At 30.9% G+C, this 16980-nt stretch carries 15 protein-coding genes; 4 read left to right on the top strand and 11 right to left on the bottom strand.

Annotated features, from left to right (window positions below):
• Positions 1–16: 16 nt before the first annotated feature.
• Positions 17–934 (bottom strand): DUF1861 family protein, encoded by a 918-nt coding sequence (locus ACWJKS_RS00620; protein WP_462960248.1) that lies wholly within the window; start codon positions 932–934, stop codon positions 17–19.
• Positions 935–1129: 195 nt separating this feature from the next.
• On the opposite strand from ACWJKS_RS00620, the gene ACWJKS_RS00615 reads away from it, so the two are divergent.
• Entirely contained in the window at positions 1130–1243 is a 114-nt protein-coding gene (locus ACWJKS_RS00615) for an IS3 family transposase (RefSeq protein ID WP_369811874.1), read from the top strand.
• Between the two features lie 25 nt (positions 1244–1268).
• Here the strand turns inward: ACWJKS_RS00615 and ACWJKS_RS00610 are convergent, their stop codons facing one another.
• The 3 genes from ACWJKS_RS00610 to ACWJKS_RS00600 form a co-directional block, all read right to left on the bottom strand.
• Positions 1269–2453, bottom strand: a complete 1185-nt coding sequence (locus tag ACWJKS_RS00610) for a glycosyltransferase family 4 protein (protein ID WP_216304138.1) — start codon at positions 2451–2453, stop codon at positions 1269–1271.
• 140 nt (positions 2454–2593) lie between these two features.
• Complete coding sequence (locus tag ACWJKS_RS00605) at positions 2594–3583, bottom strand: lysylphosphatidylglycerol synthase transmembrane domain-containing protein (protein WP_462960247.1); 990 nt, start codon at positions 3581–3583, stop codon at positions 2594–2596.
• Positions 3584–3587: 4 nt separating this feature from the next.
• Positions 3588–4619, bottom strand: a complete 1032-nt coding sequence (locus tag ACWJKS_RS00600) for a glycosyltransferase family 4 protein (RefSeq protein WP_216304139.1) — start codon at positions 4617–4619, stop codon at positions 3588–3590.
• Positions 4620–4901: 282 nt separating this feature from the next.
• Between ACWJKS_RS00600 and ACWJKS_RS00595 the strand changes: the two genes are divergently transcribed.
• The gene (locus ACWJKS_RS00595; RefSeq protein WP_165413274.1) at positions 4902–5111 is read left to right on the top strand and encodes a hypothetical protein; all 210 of its coding nucleotides are present in this window, start codon (positions 4902–4904) and stop codon (positions 5109–5111) included.
• Positions 5112–5133: 22 nt separating this feature from the next.
• Positions 5134–5406 (top strand): spore coat protein, encoded by a 273-nt coding sequence (locus ACWJKS_RS00590; protein ID WP_369811875.1) that lies wholly within the window; start codon positions 5134–5136, stop codon positions 5404–5406.
• A gap of 128 nt (positions 5407–5534) precedes the next feature.
• Here ACWJKS_RS00590 and ACWJKS_RS00585 read toward each other — a convergent pair whose 3' ends face one another.
• The 6 genes from ACWJKS_RS00585 to ACWJKS_RS00560 all read right to left on the bottom strand — a co-directional run bounded on the left by ACWJKS_RS00585 (position 5535) and on the right by ACWJKS_RS00560 (position 13853).
• Complete coding sequence (locus ACWJKS_RS00585; protein ID WP_216304140.1) at positions 5535–6377, bottom strand: CPBP family intramembrane glutamic endopeptidase; 843 nt, start codon at positions 6375–6377, stop codon at positions 5535–5537.
• Positions 6378–6827: 450 nt separating this feature from the next.
• Entirely contained in the window at positions 6828–7457 is a 630-nt protein-coding gene (locus tag ACWJKS_RS00580) for a CAP domain-containing protein (protein ID WP_216304141.1), read from the bottom strand.
• A gap of 286 nt (positions 7458–7743) precedes the next feature.
• Positions 7744–10464 carry a penicillin-binding transpeptidase domain-containing protein gene (locus ACWJKS_RS00575; protein ID WP_462960246.1) on the bottom strand — a complete coding sequence of 907 codons (2721 nt, stop codon included), beginning with the start codon at positions 10462–10464 and terminating at the stop codon, positions 7744–7746.
• Between the two features lie 173 nt (positions 10465–10637).
• Positions 10638–10847 carry a helix-turn-helix transcriptional regulator gene (locus tag ACWJKS_RS00570; RefSeq protein WP_462953356.1) on the bottom strand — a complete coding sequence of 70 codons (210 nt, stop codon included), beginning with the start codon at positions 10845–10847 and terminating at the stop codon, positions 10638–10640.
• A gap of 350 nt (positions 10848–11197) precedes the next feature.
• Positions 11198–12103, bottom strand: coding sequence for a CPBP family intramembrane glutamic endopeptidase (locus tag ACWJKS_RS00565; protein ID WP_216304144.1), 906 nt, complete (start codon positions 12101–12103; stop codon positions 11198–11200).
• 10 nt (positions 12104–12113) lie between these two features.
• On the bottom strand, positions 12114–13853 hold the full coding sequence (locus ACWJKS_RS00560; protein ID WP_462960245.1) for an ABC transporter ATP-binding protein: 1740 nt from the start codon (positions 13851–13853) through the stop codon (positions 12114–12116).
• 239 nt (positions 13854–14092) lie between these two features.
• Between ACWJKS_RS00560 and ACWJKS_RS00555 the strand changes: the two genes are divergently transcribed.
• Positions 14093–15007 carry a sigma-70 family RNA polymerase sigma factor gene (locus tag ACWJKS_RS00555; protein WP_462960244.1) on the top strand — a complete coding sequence of 305 codons (915 nt, stop codon included), beginning with the start codon at positions 14093–14095 and terminating at the stop codon, positions 15005–15007.
• Positions 15008–15119: 112 nt separating this feature from the next.
• Here the strand turns inward: ACWJKS_RS00555 and ltrA are convergent, their stop codons facing one another.
• Entirely contained in the window at positions 15120–16529 is a 1410-nt protein-coding gene (gene ltrA / locus ACWJKS_RS00550; RefSeq protein ID WP_165415056.1) for a group II intron reverse transcriptase/maturase, read from the bottom strand.
• Between the last annotated feature and the right edge of the window lie 451 nt (positions 16530–16980).

The following is a 16980-nucleotide window of genomic DNA, read 5'->3' as shown; positions in this document are numbered from 1 at the left end:
GCCTTCTGAAATGCAGTTAAAATTTAAAAGGATCTCTAATTAATATTTTGTGAGCTTCTGCATCACTTACTCCACAGTAAAGTTCCGCTTGTCCGTTTTCTTTTCTTATTAATCCACCACTAAATATTACATCTATTAAATCAGGTCTCTTTGCTGCCCCTTCTTCAAAATTATCTCTTATTGCAATTAACTTCATTTTGCTATATTCTGAAGTTTCATGATTAAATGTAAATACTGATGAATAGTAATGTCTATTTCCCTCATTATCAAACTTAGCTATATGAGATAAAACTCCTATAGTACCATCTTCAAGTAAATGAAGCTCATTTGCTCCACCCCATTCTTCTTCATAAAACATATTATCTAAAAGTTTCGCACTTTCTATGTTTTCTATAGTAAGCTCTTCTAAACTCCTCATAATAAAGTAACCTATAGTACCTCTATTCCCAATTTCACCTTGCGGTCTTGTAAATACTAATATTTTCTTATTTGATAACTCGAGTAGTCTTATATCCTTCATTCTGTCTGGTCCAACAGCAAATCTTTCTAATTTTTTTAATGAATTTCCTTTTAAAAATACAGTTCTATAGCATATAGGCATGTCTTCATTTCCTGTTTCGTAAATCTCTACTCCACCTAAAACTAATTCTCCATTTATTTTAGTTACAAATGGATCTTGCAAATCAAAAATCGGGGTTCCCTCAATTACTCTCCACTCATTTTCAATCTCTTTAAAGAACATTATTTTCGAATGTTCGGAATCCCTTGCTTCAACTCTTCCTGCTATAACTACTTCATTATCAATTTCAAATGGTGCTGTTATGTTATATATATCTTTATTGTCATTTAAAACAAATTTTAATTTATTAGCTTTAAATTCAACTTTTTGAAGTTTGAATTCATTTAATAATTCATCACATTTTTTTCTTTTCATATTAGTCTCCCTCCTTTTGTAAACCTTTCAATTGTTATTTTATCAACATTTTACTTTAATTTCAATATACTTTTACTTTAATTTCGGTTTTTTTCAATTTATTCTTACAATTATAATTACTTGAAATAAATTAGAATACAGGCAGTTTATACCAAATGATATAAAGCGCTACTACCCAAATACTTAGACCTTAACTTGTGTGACAGCATTTTATTATGGGTTAGAAGATATATTCATTGGTATAACTACGAAAATTTTCAGCTGACATTAAAAAGCCACATTCCTATAGAATATAGGAATGTGGCTTAGAATTAATTCTCTTTTGTTAAATTCATTATGTTACTTTTTGATTTTGTAGCATACAATTTTGTTTTTCAACTTCCATATAAACTTTCTCAACATTTTCTCCAAAGCACTTAGACGATAATGGTTCCATTCTATCATAAGCATTTTTCACCATTAATGCAGATTCCTCTTTGTCCATTAATATTTGGAATAATATTTCAGCTAAATTTTCGTCTTTATAAAAGAATCTTCCATTAATTTTATCGCGAATTATACCATCTAAATTTTTATCGTATTTAGCTACCACAGGAATTTGTGCCGCCATAGCTTCCTCAAATGTTAAGCCTTGCGTTTCAGTTAGTGAGGCACCTACAAACACATCTCCCATCTGATAATACCTGCCAATTTCTTCCCAAGGTTTTTCTCCTGCGAATACTACAGATTTTTCAATGCCCAATGCCTTAGCTAAATCTTCTAGATTTTCACGTTCTGGTCCATCACCTACAATGAGCAATTTACAATTCGGTATTCTCTTAGTTAGTTCTTTCATACTATTTATAATTATATCTATACTTTTTTCTTTTGCTATTCTCCCAATAAATAGTACAACTGGTTGGGTTTCATTTATTCCAAAAGATCTCTTTTCATCTTTGATAGTCTCTTTATTGTAATTACTTCTTTTGAATGGTTCAATGTTAACTCCAGTTGGTATTACATCTATATGCCTTGTTAAGCCATAATTTTCCAATGCATCCTTCACCTTTATTGTAGGAACTATTATAGCACTACAATCTCTACAATATAGCTCACTTACCTTCTTAGCTAATTGCGAAGCAGGCTTAAGCATTATGCCATGAGATATATAATGGATATAATCCTCATACATAGTATGATAGGTGTGAACTACAGGAATATCTAATCTTTTAGCAACTATTCTTCCAAATATTCCTATGCTAAATTCCGTTTGTGTATGTATTATATCTAGGTCTATTTTTTTTATCTTATTCATAATTTTACGTGAATATATCATCCCAACTCTTTGTGAAGGTAAAAGAAAAAATGGTATGCTAGGCAATCTAATGATACCCTCCTGCTCCTCTACATCTGGGTGTGCAACAGTAATAATGGTTACATTATGTCCAAGTCTAATTAATTCATTTTTCAATATAATAGTAGAAGTAACTACCCCACTTACTTGTGGATAATAAGCATCAGTAAAAATTCCAATATTCATAATCAATCCCCTTTAAACACTATAATTTCCTTATAAAATTTTCTTGCTTAATATGCATTAAATCATCTCCTGCGGAGCTGCAACAGCTTCACAGAAGCTGCATTATCGACTTCAGAAGGATATTTATACTCCCAATGAAGCTAATTTTTTACAGTAGCATAAAACCCAAAAATTATACAGGAATAAAATGTAATTATCCTCCATAATAATATAGCAGCCATTATATTATTAGATACGAAAAACAAACTAAAAAACATATAGAAAGCACCCTCTGCTCCACCAATAGCTCCAGGCAATGGTATAAACGCTGTGAGCATAATTACAAACGCGGTTGCAGCTATCATACTGCCTATGCTAGCACCCTTCATTCCAAAACTAAGATAAATAAAATAAGGGATGCTAAAATATATTGTCAGTTGAAATACTGTATAAACAACAGCTTTAAGCATCAATCCCTTGCTATGCTTTACTATCTCCATATTATCATGAAATTGATCTAAATTCTCATTAATACGTATTTCTAGCTTTGATATATTCTTTACCACTCTAAATTTTCCTAATACTTTAGAAAAAGCTATTATTAATTTTCGTGTTAATTTCCGATACTTAGAAAATATAATTAAGAATATAATCACGCTAGCATTAACTGTAAATCCAAACCCTATTAAATAAAATAAATTGCTCATTTTACTTTTGAAAAAAGCTGCTTTCCAAAATATAAGAATTAAAGAATATATAGTCAATATCGTCTGATAGATAATAAATTTAATCATCAGCGCTGAACCAGATTTGCCAGCTCCCAATTTTTGTTTTGTAAGTGAATATAGTTGCATTGGCTGACCCCCAGATGCAAATGGAGTAATTGAATTAAAATATTGCCCTACCATAGTAACTTTAAATGCTTGTTTGAATTTATAGTCTTTTTTCATTAAAAGTATAATACTTTGCAAAGTTTTAGCTTCAAAAATCCAATATAGCATCATGGAAATAACTGCTACGAATATCCATTGGATTTGCAAATTTTTCATTTGATGAATTAAATCCATCCAACCGTTTGTGAAAATGATCAACAAAACAAATATAACCCCAGAAGCTATCCCCAAAATAATATTAAATTTATATTTTTTCATTAGATTACCTACCCTTTATTCTATATACCTTTTCGTAAAATTTTTTCCACATAGCAAGTACATTCTCTCTAGAATAAAAACTGTGCCCTCTTATAGCTTTTTCTTTAGCCTGCTTATAATAAGTTGCATCATTTTTTAATTTTTCTATAGCCTTAATGAACCCTTCATTATCATGTTCTTTTAAGTAATAATCAAATAATATGTCCTCATATAGTTCCAAGTCTCTTAGCAGTACTGGAGTGTGAGTATTCATTGCCTCAAGTATTGACATAGGAAAAAGCTCGTTATAAGATGGCATAAAAAGAACATCTGATACATTATATATATCATTCATCAAATCTCTTTCAACTATCCCTGTAAATAAGATATTTTCAGGTGCATTTTCTATTTCATTTTTTAGTTCTTTATATCCGTCCGTAATATTTCCAAAAGAAAACCCACCAGCCCAAATAAATTGTACTTCCGGAAGTTTTTTTGCGATATCAATAAAATCAATAACACCTTTCCTTGTTTGTATTTGGCCTACTCCAAGCACAACAAAGGCATCCTTTGCAATTTTCATTTTTTCCTTTGCTATGTATTTATCCTCAATTGAAAGATTATAAAATTTTTCAGTAGAAACAAAATTAGGAATGTAAGTAATTTTCTTTCTATCAATATTATAGGATTCAAGTTTAGTTATAAAATTAGGATTTACTGTAACTAAATAGTCCATACTATTATAAAAACTTATTATATACTTATAAAAAATCTTTTCAACTAACTTGGGTAATTTAATACTTCCTTCAATAGTCTCAGGCAAAAAATGCACATAGCCCACTGTTACCCCTTTTCTTTTAGCAAAAGGTATACTCAAATAATGCTTAAAATCAATACTATGATAATGCATTATTTCGGTTCTCGCTATTTTATTTATTACAACTTTATATTCTTTATCTAATCCGTTTTGGACTAAATTTACTTGTTCTAAATAAGCTGAGCCTACTCCTTGACCTTTGACTTTATCAGCTGTTGACAGCATATTTATAGTAGGCATAATAGTCACTCCCGTCTAATCTAACTTTCTTATTATATATATATTGTACTCCATTATTATTAAATATTGATTAATGTTACCTTAAAATTTTCTTAATTTTTATTAATTTTCAATAAAAATTTATTTATAATAAATTTTTCTTTAAACATTCTTGTTATAAATTACCTTTATTCGATAAGTTAATTCTACATTAATATTACATTAATTTACCAGTTATATTTTAATACAAAAAGCAGATAATACTCTTGTTCCGATTTAAATAAAAGACTGGAGGTAATAAATATGATGAATGCTGAAAATAAACAAATTGAAAGCAACAACCTAAAAGTTATTAAAGACCAATTAGGATATGAATCATTACTTAATAAAAAATTTAATGAATATGGTTCACAATGTACAGATCAAAATTTAAAAAATCTTTGCACTGAAGCTAGCCAAACACATAAACAAAACTTTAATACATTAAAAACTTACCTTGATTCTCATCAATAATATATAAATGGAGGGATATTATATGAATACAAGTATGTGCGAAAAAGATTTGATGCATGATTTACTTGCTACAGAAAAACAGGTTATTTCTGCTTATAGTACAGGAATAACTGAATCTTCTTGTACAAATTTGAGGAGTACCCTAATTGACAATTTTAAAAACGATCAAAACATTCAATATATGATATTTGACGCTATGAAACAAAAAGGATGGTATCCTACAAAAGATGCTGCAGATAATGAAGTTCAACAATTAAAAGATGAAGCTAACCAAATGATGAATGAATTAAAATAATTAATTATAATATAATAATTTTTCATTAACTATAAGAAGCCTCTAACAGATTAAGTTGTTAGAGGCTTCTTTATGTATATATATAATTTTCATTTCACCTATTTTTCTTTTTAACAAAATAACAATATCTATATTTCTATAACTTGCTTATATATGCCTGGTTTGTTTTTAATTTTATTATGATTATGTCCACTACAAGCTATAACTAAAAGTATGACCCCTACAGTCAAAAACATCCCATGAATTTCCACGGCATATTTCCCTCCTATTAATGAAAACAGCGGAGAAACCAAAATAGCCAGAATATTATTTACTAAATGCGCAAATATGCTTAAATAAATTGAGCCCGTTCTTAAATATATAACTCCGACAACTAGTCCTAGTAAAAATGCATTTATACCTTTAGGAATGTTCATATGAACTAGAGCAAACAATAATGCAGATGCTACAAGCGCTATAGTTGGATTTATTTTTTTAGTCATTCCTTTCAATAATATTCCTCTAAAAACAATTTCCTCATATATAGGCGCTACGACAATATCACTAAATATTGATATAATTGGCGAACTAGGTAGTTCTTCGAATGATTGTTTTATAAAATTTGGCATCGATATCTTGCTAACCCACAAAGTTACACTGTTATCAAATAGCAGACGGAAGGCTATAATCATGAGGGCTGCATAAGCAAAATCCATCCAATTCAATTGTTGTTTAGGTTTTTGATCATTTGCTTTATTACTAAGCCACTTGAATAAAATGATAATAACATACAATTTAACCAATACCCCAAAAACAAAAATTATATAAGGCACTACTTTTTCAAATCTCCCAGAGAATAAATTTAAAACTTCTACAGGTAATTGCCCTAATCCCTCCAACAAAATTGATAGAAACATGACAAGAAGAGCTTTAATGATTCCCATTTTTTTAATATTTATAGCTCCATTTTCTATGTTTCTTAAAAAATTCATTCGATCACTCTCTCTATTTAAATTAATGTAGTTTTTTTCCTTTATTCTATTTATATATAATCGTCCCTCTTCGGGCTATATTCCCTTATAAACTCCATTAGATGCTTATTGTTTTCATCATATATTCACTATCCTTTCTCATATTATATTTTTAAGTGTAACATAATTTTATAAGATGATATATGAACATAATGGCAACTTTGGTTATGTATAATCAATATTATTATCTAGCTAGAATATTTCATTTAACAAAAAAAATCTGAGTTTCTAAATATTGTTAAAACTCAATATTTAAAAACACAGATCATATTAAATCATCTCCTGCGGAGCTGTAATATTAATGACTTCAGAAGGAAATTTATACTCCCACTGAAGTTTTATTTTTGCTATGGTAGTTAACCCCCACTTATAGAGGTGGGAAACTTTCCTTCTGAAATGTAATTAAATTATTTATTTTCCTATAAATTGTTGAGTCCAATAAATAGTTCCATTTTTATCTCTTGCCGCCCCAACTCCTATTTCAGTAAAATTCTTACTTAAAATATTAGCTTTATGTCCTGGAGAGTTCATCCAAGAGCTCATTACTGAAGCCGCTGTTTGCTGACCCATTGCAATGTTTTCACCACCAGATTTATATGTTATGCCGAAGTTTTTCATCATATCAAAAGGTGATCCATAAGTTGGTGATGTATGAGAAAAATAGTTTTTATCTGCCATATCTTGTGACTTATATCTAGCCACTCTGGAAAGTTCCCAATTATCTTTTAATGGAGCTAGTCCTTGTTTTGCTCTTTCTTGATTAACTAGTATTACTACATCTTTCTCCAATTTTTTATCCCCAACTAAGTTTGGTATTTTTATTATTTGGTTAACGTTTATCTGATCGGGCTTAGTTATCTGAGGGTTGACAGCTAAAACCTCTGAAACTCCAACCTCATAATTAACACAAATCTTCCACAAATAATCTCCTGACTTAACTGTGTAATTTATGGTATCCCCTGCTGCGTACGCTACTGAACTTATTCCTGTTGTTACTAAAATCCCTAAAGTTAATATACATAATCTTAATGTTTTTTTCATCTTTCTTACCTCACCTTTCTAATTATAATATACAAAGCGTGATTTTTACTTTGTATACACATTCTATCATCTAAATGAGGTTTATAGTTTTTTTATTGATGGGATTTATGTTGTATTATGTCATATATTCATGTAATTACACTTATTGTGTTAGTTTAACTGTTTTGAATTAAGCTATAAACGGAAAATATAATTAATATTTTGAATAATCCAATTTATTGTTATAGAGTGCTTTTTTAATGCAATACAATTAAAGTTTTCATCTCCTTAGTATTTTCTAAGGTCTCTAATTCATACGTTTTAATTTTATGTCATACGTATTCTTATACTTTGCCATCCGAGGATCATTTTTAAAATAACTCTCGTACATACCTCTAGCGACATTTGCAGCGTCACTACCATAACCACCGTCAAATATAACTACAGATATTGCAATTTCAGGATTTTCAGCCGGTGCATAACCTACATACCAAGCATAATCTCCTCTACCGACTTTATTTTGTATTTCAGGTTTATTAAACTGCGCTGTACCCGTTTTACCACCTGTAGGTATAGGAAATCCAGCAAGTGCTTTAGACGCAGTACCGTCGGTATTACCGCCTGGCCCTGTAACGTTGTTCATGCCCTGCATAACTAGATTTCTTGTTTCTGCACTCATATTGGTTTTATTTAACACCTCAGGTTTTGATTGAGATACTAACTTTCCATTAAAATCTTTTATGTTATCAATCAAGTTAAGTTTATATCTTGTTCCACCATTTGCAAGGGTTGCTATATAATTTACCATCTGAAGCGGCGTGAAATTATCCATACCTTGACCAATAGATGCAATATACATATTGTATGGTAAGCTTAAAGAACCATGCCCTGTCTGTACAGCTTGGTAATATACATCATCTACAATTGCTTGTATATCAGCATCAGTAAACTTCTTATCTTTATTCTTAGGATCGGCAGCAATTAATTGCTTAAATAAAACCTCGTAGTTACTCTTTGAAAAAGTTCCATTCTTTACAGAGTCTTTTATTTTATTTTTAATTTCAGTTTTTATTTCTGAAAGTTTTTTCCCCTTATAAACAATAAGAACATCCCCCTCTCTATCGTACAAATCTAATGGGGAGAATTTTGTTCCTATACCAGAAACTCCATTAGTTAAATCATCCTCAATAGTCAAAAGATATTGCGATGCTGATAGATTTTTCTGGGATACTGTATTATATACTTGCCCAAAATTTTCGTTTATTTCTATCCCAGTACTAGGTTTCACTACTTTAGGGTCAGCTCCTAGTCCAAACATCCATGCATATTTAGCTAAAATGTCATCTCCAGATTTTGACCTTAATAAATCACCTACATTCATAAAAAATGGGTTACTTGATTTTTCTAATGCACGTACTACGTTTACAATACCAAGTGCTCCATCTGTTGCGAAAGGATTCCAATTTACACCCCCAACTTTATTATCACCACCCATATCATACCCACCTTTATCATCATATGTGGAATTAGCATCTATAACTCCTTCTTCAAGACCTGCAATTGCAGTCATTGGCTTAAAAATAGAACCAGAAGGAATTAACGACATAGTTGCATAATTATACAAATACTTTGGATAGTAATCAAATTTGTCCTTTCTAATTGTGGTATTTCCCTTTATACTTTTGTCTATTGGGAACATATAATCAATTAAACTTTGTGGTTTTCCCTGAGCTTTTGCCATGGCTTCATAATCCTGATTAAAATATTTTTTTGATTGAGCTTCAGTTAATCCTTGCGCCGTAGAGAAATCATTTGGATTAAAACCCGGTAAGCTAACAAGTGCTAATATGTCACCAGTGTGAATATCTTCTACAACAGCTCCGCCTCTTGTAGCGTTTGATACATTTAAGCCATTTACCATTCCTAGTCCTCTTAATCTCTTCATTTCACTATTTAAAGCGCTTTCTGTGGCATATTGCAGATTTGCATCTATTGTAAGCTGAACATTGTTTCCAGGAGTTGCCTTCTTACTAGTGATTTCACTTTTTACCTTACCCTGATTCGCATCTGGTATCTTTTCTCCTCCGTTAACTCCTTTGAGACTGCTCTCCATTACAGCTTCAATTCCAGAGTATCCCACATAATCTGTGCTTGTATCATAACCCTTTGCTGAATATTTTTCCTTATCAGCAGGGCTTATTTTGCTTATATATCCTAAAACCGATGAAGCAAGCTGTCCATAGGGATATTGTCTCATAGGCATATTTTCTACTTTAATTCCAGGTAAATCTGAGAGACTTTGCTCGAATATAAATGACGTATCCTTCTTTATATTAGTTGCTATGTTAATTGATTTGTATGAAGAAAAAAAGTTCATTTTTATATCATCTTTTACAATTAAATATTTTCTTATTAAATCTGGTGTTTCCTGTATATGTAAACTTGAAATTCCTTTTATTACACCGTATTCCTTTAGCAGTTCATTATATACTTCCTCTGGGGTTAATTTCAAAAGTTCATTATTAAGTTTTGTAGTTTCAGAAGAATTTAAATCTTCCTCTTTTTTATTTTCAAATTTTGATTTCAATATATTACCTTGAATCCCTCTATCTTTTAAAAATCTTAACTGTAAGGTATGTATTGCCTTAGGATCACTTGAACTAAATTCAAATCTGTATGGTTCAATTTTCAAAGGAAAACTATCTGTCTGAACTTCTTCATTTTCGTCCAAAATTGCAAATATTTTTTGTAAAGTTGTAAATATCTGAGTACTAGCATTAGCTGTGTCTGTATATGTAAGGTTATATCCTAGCGTTTCATTTGCAAGGCTTATCCCATTTTTATCTGTTATGAGTCCTCTTGGGGCCTCTACAGTTATGACCTTTTGAGCACTGGCATTTGCTGTATCCTTGTAATATTGTCCATTTAATACTTGTAAATAATATAACTTTGCAATTATTATTGAAAATATAGCTAACATAATTACAAATAGGACATTATGTCTATTAATTTTTTTTCTTTTTTTCATTTCATCACCATTTTAAACTTTCATTTTATTTTTATAAATATAATATAATATATAATTCAATATATTTTCACTATAGTTAAATCTATAAATATAGTTTAAAGGAATGTAGCCTTATTAGTGCTTTGCTGTGTTTTTTTCATGATTAACAAACTCTTTTACTATAGCTCATTACCCTACTCAAAGTAAAATAAATCTTCAAATTTTTTATCTAATGCAATACAAAATATCAACGCTAACTTTGCAGTTGGATTAAATTGACCTGTTTCTATTGAGCTAATTGTTTGTCTGGAAACGCCAACCATTTCCGCTAAATCTCCTTGAGACAGATTGTTTTCTGCTCTAGCTACTTTAAGTTTATTTTTTAATATTAATTCTTCTTTCATAAAGTCACATCCTTAAATTGTTATCAAAATATAGTATACTACCATTTAGTTTTTGGGACAAGTTATATTGTCATTTATATAATATAACTTGTCACTAATATAGCAATACTTGCCCTATTAACTATGTTTATTTCAGAAAAAGATAAAAAAAATTACTGTGGTACCCTCCATAGTTTTTTGGAGGGTATATTATATACTTTGTCTCATAAAAAAATAGCAACATTTTTAAAAAAATGTTGTTATTTTATTTAATTAAGTAAATATAACTGTTCAATTGGCCCACCTAATAAAGAGAAAATAGTTATTGTATTGTGTTAATTACAAACATAAATTATTTTTTGGTATTATTTCTATAAACTCCTCGCAGATTCCAATTTTCTATGTAGTGGAATAAAATATACAATTATAATTCCTATACAAAGAACTATGGTTGCTGCCATACCGGCTTCAGGACCAAATACTCCACCAGTGAACAATTCTGCACCAGTTAACTTTAAATTCATCAAGCTACCTGTTGCTACTTTTAGTCCACTTACCTCAAACCCAAAAATATTTCCCTGAGTCCAGTTCCACGCAGCATGAAGTCCACAAGCCCCCCACAGATCATTAGTTTTTATAACATATACGCCAAAAAACAAACCTACTAAAACAATATTTATTATAGCTAAAACACTTACATTTGGATTTCCAAGGTGCATAAATCCGAAAAACGTAGAGGAAACAATCAAACCTACAGCTACATTATATCTTGCACCTAAAACATTCATAAACCATCCTCTTGAAAGAATCTCCTCTGCAGCACTTTGTATCATCCACCCTGGTATAACAATTAGCACACCACTTAAAGCTGCTACACCTGAAAGACCTACTGGATTACTATTTACTACAGTATGCCCGCTAACACTAAGCAATAAAACTACTATTGAAAACATTAAAATTCCTATGCCAAAACCTATTAAATACTTTCTTATAAATCCTTCTTTTTTTAATCCCATGCTTGAAATACTTCTTTTTTCTCTAAACTTTACTCTAGCAAATACTAATAATGTTATAAATATAAAACCACAAATAAGTTGATTTAGTAATAAAACGGAAGGATCATTGCCAATAATTTTCTTTGTAAAATGAGCCAATATTTCACCTATTCCTTGCCCTCCAATTAGAAAAAGCAATACCCAAAATAAACATAAAATAATATTAGGAAGTACCTTCGCTTGTTTTGCTTCTCTAAATAAACCAGTTTTATTCGAAAACATATTATCACTCCTACTCTATTTGCTTAAACTGCATATTGTAAAGATAAGAATATAATCCTTCTTGCTTTATAAGCTCGTCATGCGTTCCTCTTTGGTTTACTCCTTCATCAGTAAGTACAATTATTTCATCCGCATTTTTTATTGTACTTAATCTATGAGCAATAACGAGCGTCGTCCTGTTTTTTGTAAGGTCTTCCAATGATTTTTGAATATATTGTTCATTTTCATTATCAAGAGCTGATGTAGCTTCATCAAGTATTAAAATTGCTGGATTCTTTAAAAATACTCTTGCTATAGATATCCTTTGCTTTTGACCACCAGAAAGTCTTACTCCTCTTTCTCCAGTATAAGTATCATACCCATGTTCAAGGCTCATAATGAACTCATGAATATTTGCCTTTTGAGCCGCCTCAATTATTTCCTTTTCCGATGCTCCCGGTCTGCCATATGATATATTTTCTTTAATGCTTCCCGAAAACAAATAAACATCCTGCTGGACTATCCCAATAGATTTTCTAAGTGATTTAAGTTTTATATCTTTTATATCGATGCCATCTATTGTTATTGAACCATGGTTTACCTCATAAAATCTTGGTATAAGACTGCAAAAGGTTGTTTTACCACCACCCGATGGACCAACAAGTGCAATATTCTTACCTGATTGTATTTTTATATTTATATTACTTAATACTTTATGCATATTATTATAACTAAATGACACATTGTTAAAGGATATCTCTCCCTTTGGATTAACTAATTCAACTGCATCTTCTTTATCAATTATATCGGGCTTTGTATTTATGACTTCAACAAATCTTTCAAATCCCGAAAGCCCTCTTTGAAACTGCTCCGTAAAATTTACAAGCTTATCAATAGGATTTAAAAATGTATTTATATAAAGTATGTAAATTACAAGATCAGATACTTTTAATGAACCATCACTTATAAATATGCCCCCTACAAGTATAGCGCTAAGATAAAGTAATCCTTGAAAAAAGCTGTTACCACTATGGAATCTGCCCATTATAAAATAACTTTCCTCTTTTGTCTTTAAAAATTCGTTATTACCTTTAGCAAATTTAGTATTTTCTATATTCTCATTAGCAAATGATTTCACCACGCGAATACCTGCTAAACTGTCTTGAATTTGGGCATTTACACTTGCTATCTTTTCCCTGTTTTCCGAAAAAACATTTCGCATTTTCTGATTATAGAAATATGAAAAATATAACATTACCAGTGTAAATAAAAGAAGTATAAGTGTTATTCTTGAATTTATATTTGCGAGTATAACAAAAGACCCAACTATTTTTAGTATGGATATGAATACATCCTCAGGCCCATGATGTGCAAGTTCTGATATATCAAAAAGGTCTGTAACTATTCTCGACATGAGCTTTCCGGTATTCGCTTCATCGTAATAAGAAAAAGATTGTTTTTGAAGATTGTTAAAAATGTCTTTTCTCATATCCGCTTCCATTTTTGCTCCCATTATATGTCCCCATGAGGTTATGAAATACTGACAAAAATACCTTGCAATATACATAAGTAATAGTGCTATCCCCACATATAAAACATATTTAAATATCTTATTTCCATCATTTAATACATAAACATCATTTAGCAAATATCTAACTATTAAAGGAAACACCAAATCAATTACAGATAAAATTAATGCACAAAACATATCTGCAAAGAACAGCCCCTTGTATGGTCTATAGTAACTTTTAAATTTTTTAAAAATATTCATTATTATTGTAACTCCTTTTCCTTAAAGTTTGTTTATTATTATATCACTAAACTCATTGAGAATGATTATTTATTTCATTCTCAATGACCCTTCTTAAAATCATTCTTTATATTACTATATTATTTAGTGTAAAATATATTTTATAATATTATTTCCTACGCTAACGAAGGTTGATTCTAAATTATTAAATGAACCTTTTATATTTTCACGCGTAGTAAATAGTGAAAGGGGGCAAGGTTTTGGATGATAAGTTCATTTGGATAACTTTTGATACTGATAGAAATCAAGCGCTTGCACTATTTATAGAAAAATATAAAATTCCTCTCTATAACCTCTGTATACATTTGCATAAAAACAGTACTAGTGCTGAAGATCTATTTCAAGATACTTGGATAAAAGCTTTTAAATATATGGATGACTTTAACAGAATTAAGAATTTTAAACCTTGGCTCTTTACAATTGCTATTAATCTATATAAAGATAATTATAGAAAAGTAAAACGGTGGGTTTCAAAATCTATAGATTTTTTTGATATTAACGAGAAAAACATTGTAATGGAAAATATAAAGTCAACTACCTTTCTTCCTGAGGAGTCTTATGATAATAACCAAAATAAGCAACAGTTACGAAATAGTGTGAATAATTTAAAAGATGAATTTAGAATGGTAATAATACTATTTTACTACAACGGATTAAAGCAAAAAGAAATTTCAGAAATTCTTAAAATACCTGAAGGAACTGTAAAATCCAGATTAAATAAAGCTAAAAAGTTATTAAAAGAATATATGGAGGATAATAACTATGGAATAGTCCCACCTCTCATAATACTACCTTTAATGCTTTTATTAATCTTTGGAGTAATTTATTTAATTGGTCATTTTGTATTTATGGATTCAAAGAAAAGAGGTATGGACCCTTGGCTTTGGACAATGGTGGCACTATTTGTTCCAAACCTTATAGGTTTAATAATCTATCTAGTCGTAAGGAATTCCTACACTAAAAAAATCTGCAAAAGCTGTGGAAGTCCTGTAGATGACCACTTTATGAATTGTCCCCTCTGTGGATTTAAGCTTAAAGATAATTGTAGCTCTTGTGGATTCCCAGTAGAACCTGAGTGGAATATTTGTCCCAAGTGTGCCTCTAAATTAAAGTAGGGTAAAATCACTTTATTAATTAAATAATCGAGTAGGAGGCTAATCATTATTTGATTAGCCGACCTCTCACACCACCCTGCATACCGTTCGGTACAAGGCGGTTCTATAAGAACTAACAAGTTCTAAGATAATATTTCGTTATACTGATTAGACCTAGACTTTCTAGGTCTTTATCTTTATATGCAATATTCATAATTGGACTCTTGGATATTCTCCAATAACTTCTTCGTGTATTTGCATATTCCCAAGACTTTTGTTTTGATAGCCCTCTCTTTTTAAGTTCCTTGAATCTCGTTCTGACCCTTTTCCATTGTTTCCATATACAGAGGCGTATCCTTCTCCTTAACCATCGGTCTAGCTCTTTTGCTATAGTTTTCATATTAGCTATTCTGAAATAATTTATCCATCCTCGAAGTTTCTGATTCAGTTTTTGGAATCTCCATTCTAGGCTTTTCCCATTACTTCTTGAAGTTACTTCTTTGATGTTTTTCTTAAGTTTTTCTATAGCTTTCGGGTGTACACGTACTTGAATTCCACCTTTGCCATTGTAAAATGAAAAACTTAAGTATTTCAGTTTCCATGGCCTAGCTACCTTACTTTTGTTTAGATTTATTTTCAGTTTCAGTTCTTCCTCCAGAAATTTTGTAACTGACCTCATTACTCTTTCCGCAGATCGTTTGCTCTTAACGTAGATATTGCAATCATCTGCAAAACGACAGAACCTTAATCCACGCCTTTCCAGTTCTTTATCCAATTCATTTAGATAAATATTACTGAGTAGCGGACTACATGGACCACCCTGCGGGCATCCGAGGTCTGTTTCTGCGACCACTCCGTTTATCATTACACCTGATTGTAAATATTTCCTTATTAATCTTAATACCTTTTTGTCATCTAAATCCTTGGATAGGATGGACATGAGTTTATCATGATTTACAGTATCAAAATACTTAGATATGTCAATGTCAACGACCCATTTATAACCGTCGTTGATGTGTTCTTTACATTTTTCAATCGCTTGGTGTTGACTTCTTCCTGGTCGGAATCCAAAACTTGTTTCTGAAAACTTTTCCTCGTAGATTGGTGTTAACACTTGGGCTATCGCCTGTTGTACTACCCTGTCTACTACCGTAGGTATTCCTAGAAGTCTTTTCCCACCGTCGGGTTTATCTATTTCTACCCTACGGACTGGCATTGGGGTATAACTTTCTTCTATTAAATCCTTTTGAAGTTGGCTGTTGTTACGTTTTAGGTATTCTAGTAGTTCATCTACTGTCATTCCATCCACGCCACTACTTCCTTTATTTTTCTTCACCTTTTTGTATGCTTTGTTCAAATTGCCACGATGAAGAATTTGCTCCATTAGGTTATTAGTATCTCGTTTCTTGTCGTCTCTTCCATTCCTTGACGCCGAAGAAATACTCATCACTTCTATGTTATCTTGGATTTCCAACCCTACCTCGCATAGATAGTCTTCATTATGAAGTTTTCTGATTTCTACATATTTCTTTGAGTTCTTCAAAATTTTCAAAACCTCCTATAGTTCAGCCCTTCCCAAAATATTTATAAATATTTTGGTACTATGGCGTCGGCTGACTGCTCATGATAAATCTTATTTCAACCATGTATCGAAATACATCTTAACATGTCCATGAGCTCTCCCCGGGTAAGAACGCAATCTTTCTCTCCATGTATCTGCTACATTTACACAGTATATTTTTTTGAATAGTTTTGGGCTTCAATTTGTTTAGCAATTTTACCCAGTATACCATGCCTTATATGTAATTTCTGTTCGTCAGACTGGAAATTTGTCTACACCTGCCTTCAGATTCCTCGTCGCCGAGGACACCCTTGGTGTTCAACTATGTGCTTGGCACTATCAACCCGCACTCGGGACTTTCACCCGTTAGATTACGCCCATGCCGGGCACACTAAGAAAAAAAGATAATACAGTGTGTATTATCTTTTTTCCA

The sequence above is a fragment of the Clostridium sp. CM038 genome (genome assembly GCF_055081105.1).
Note: the sequence above shows the minus strand (reverse complement) of the source record. Positions and strands in the feature narration are given on the sequence as shown.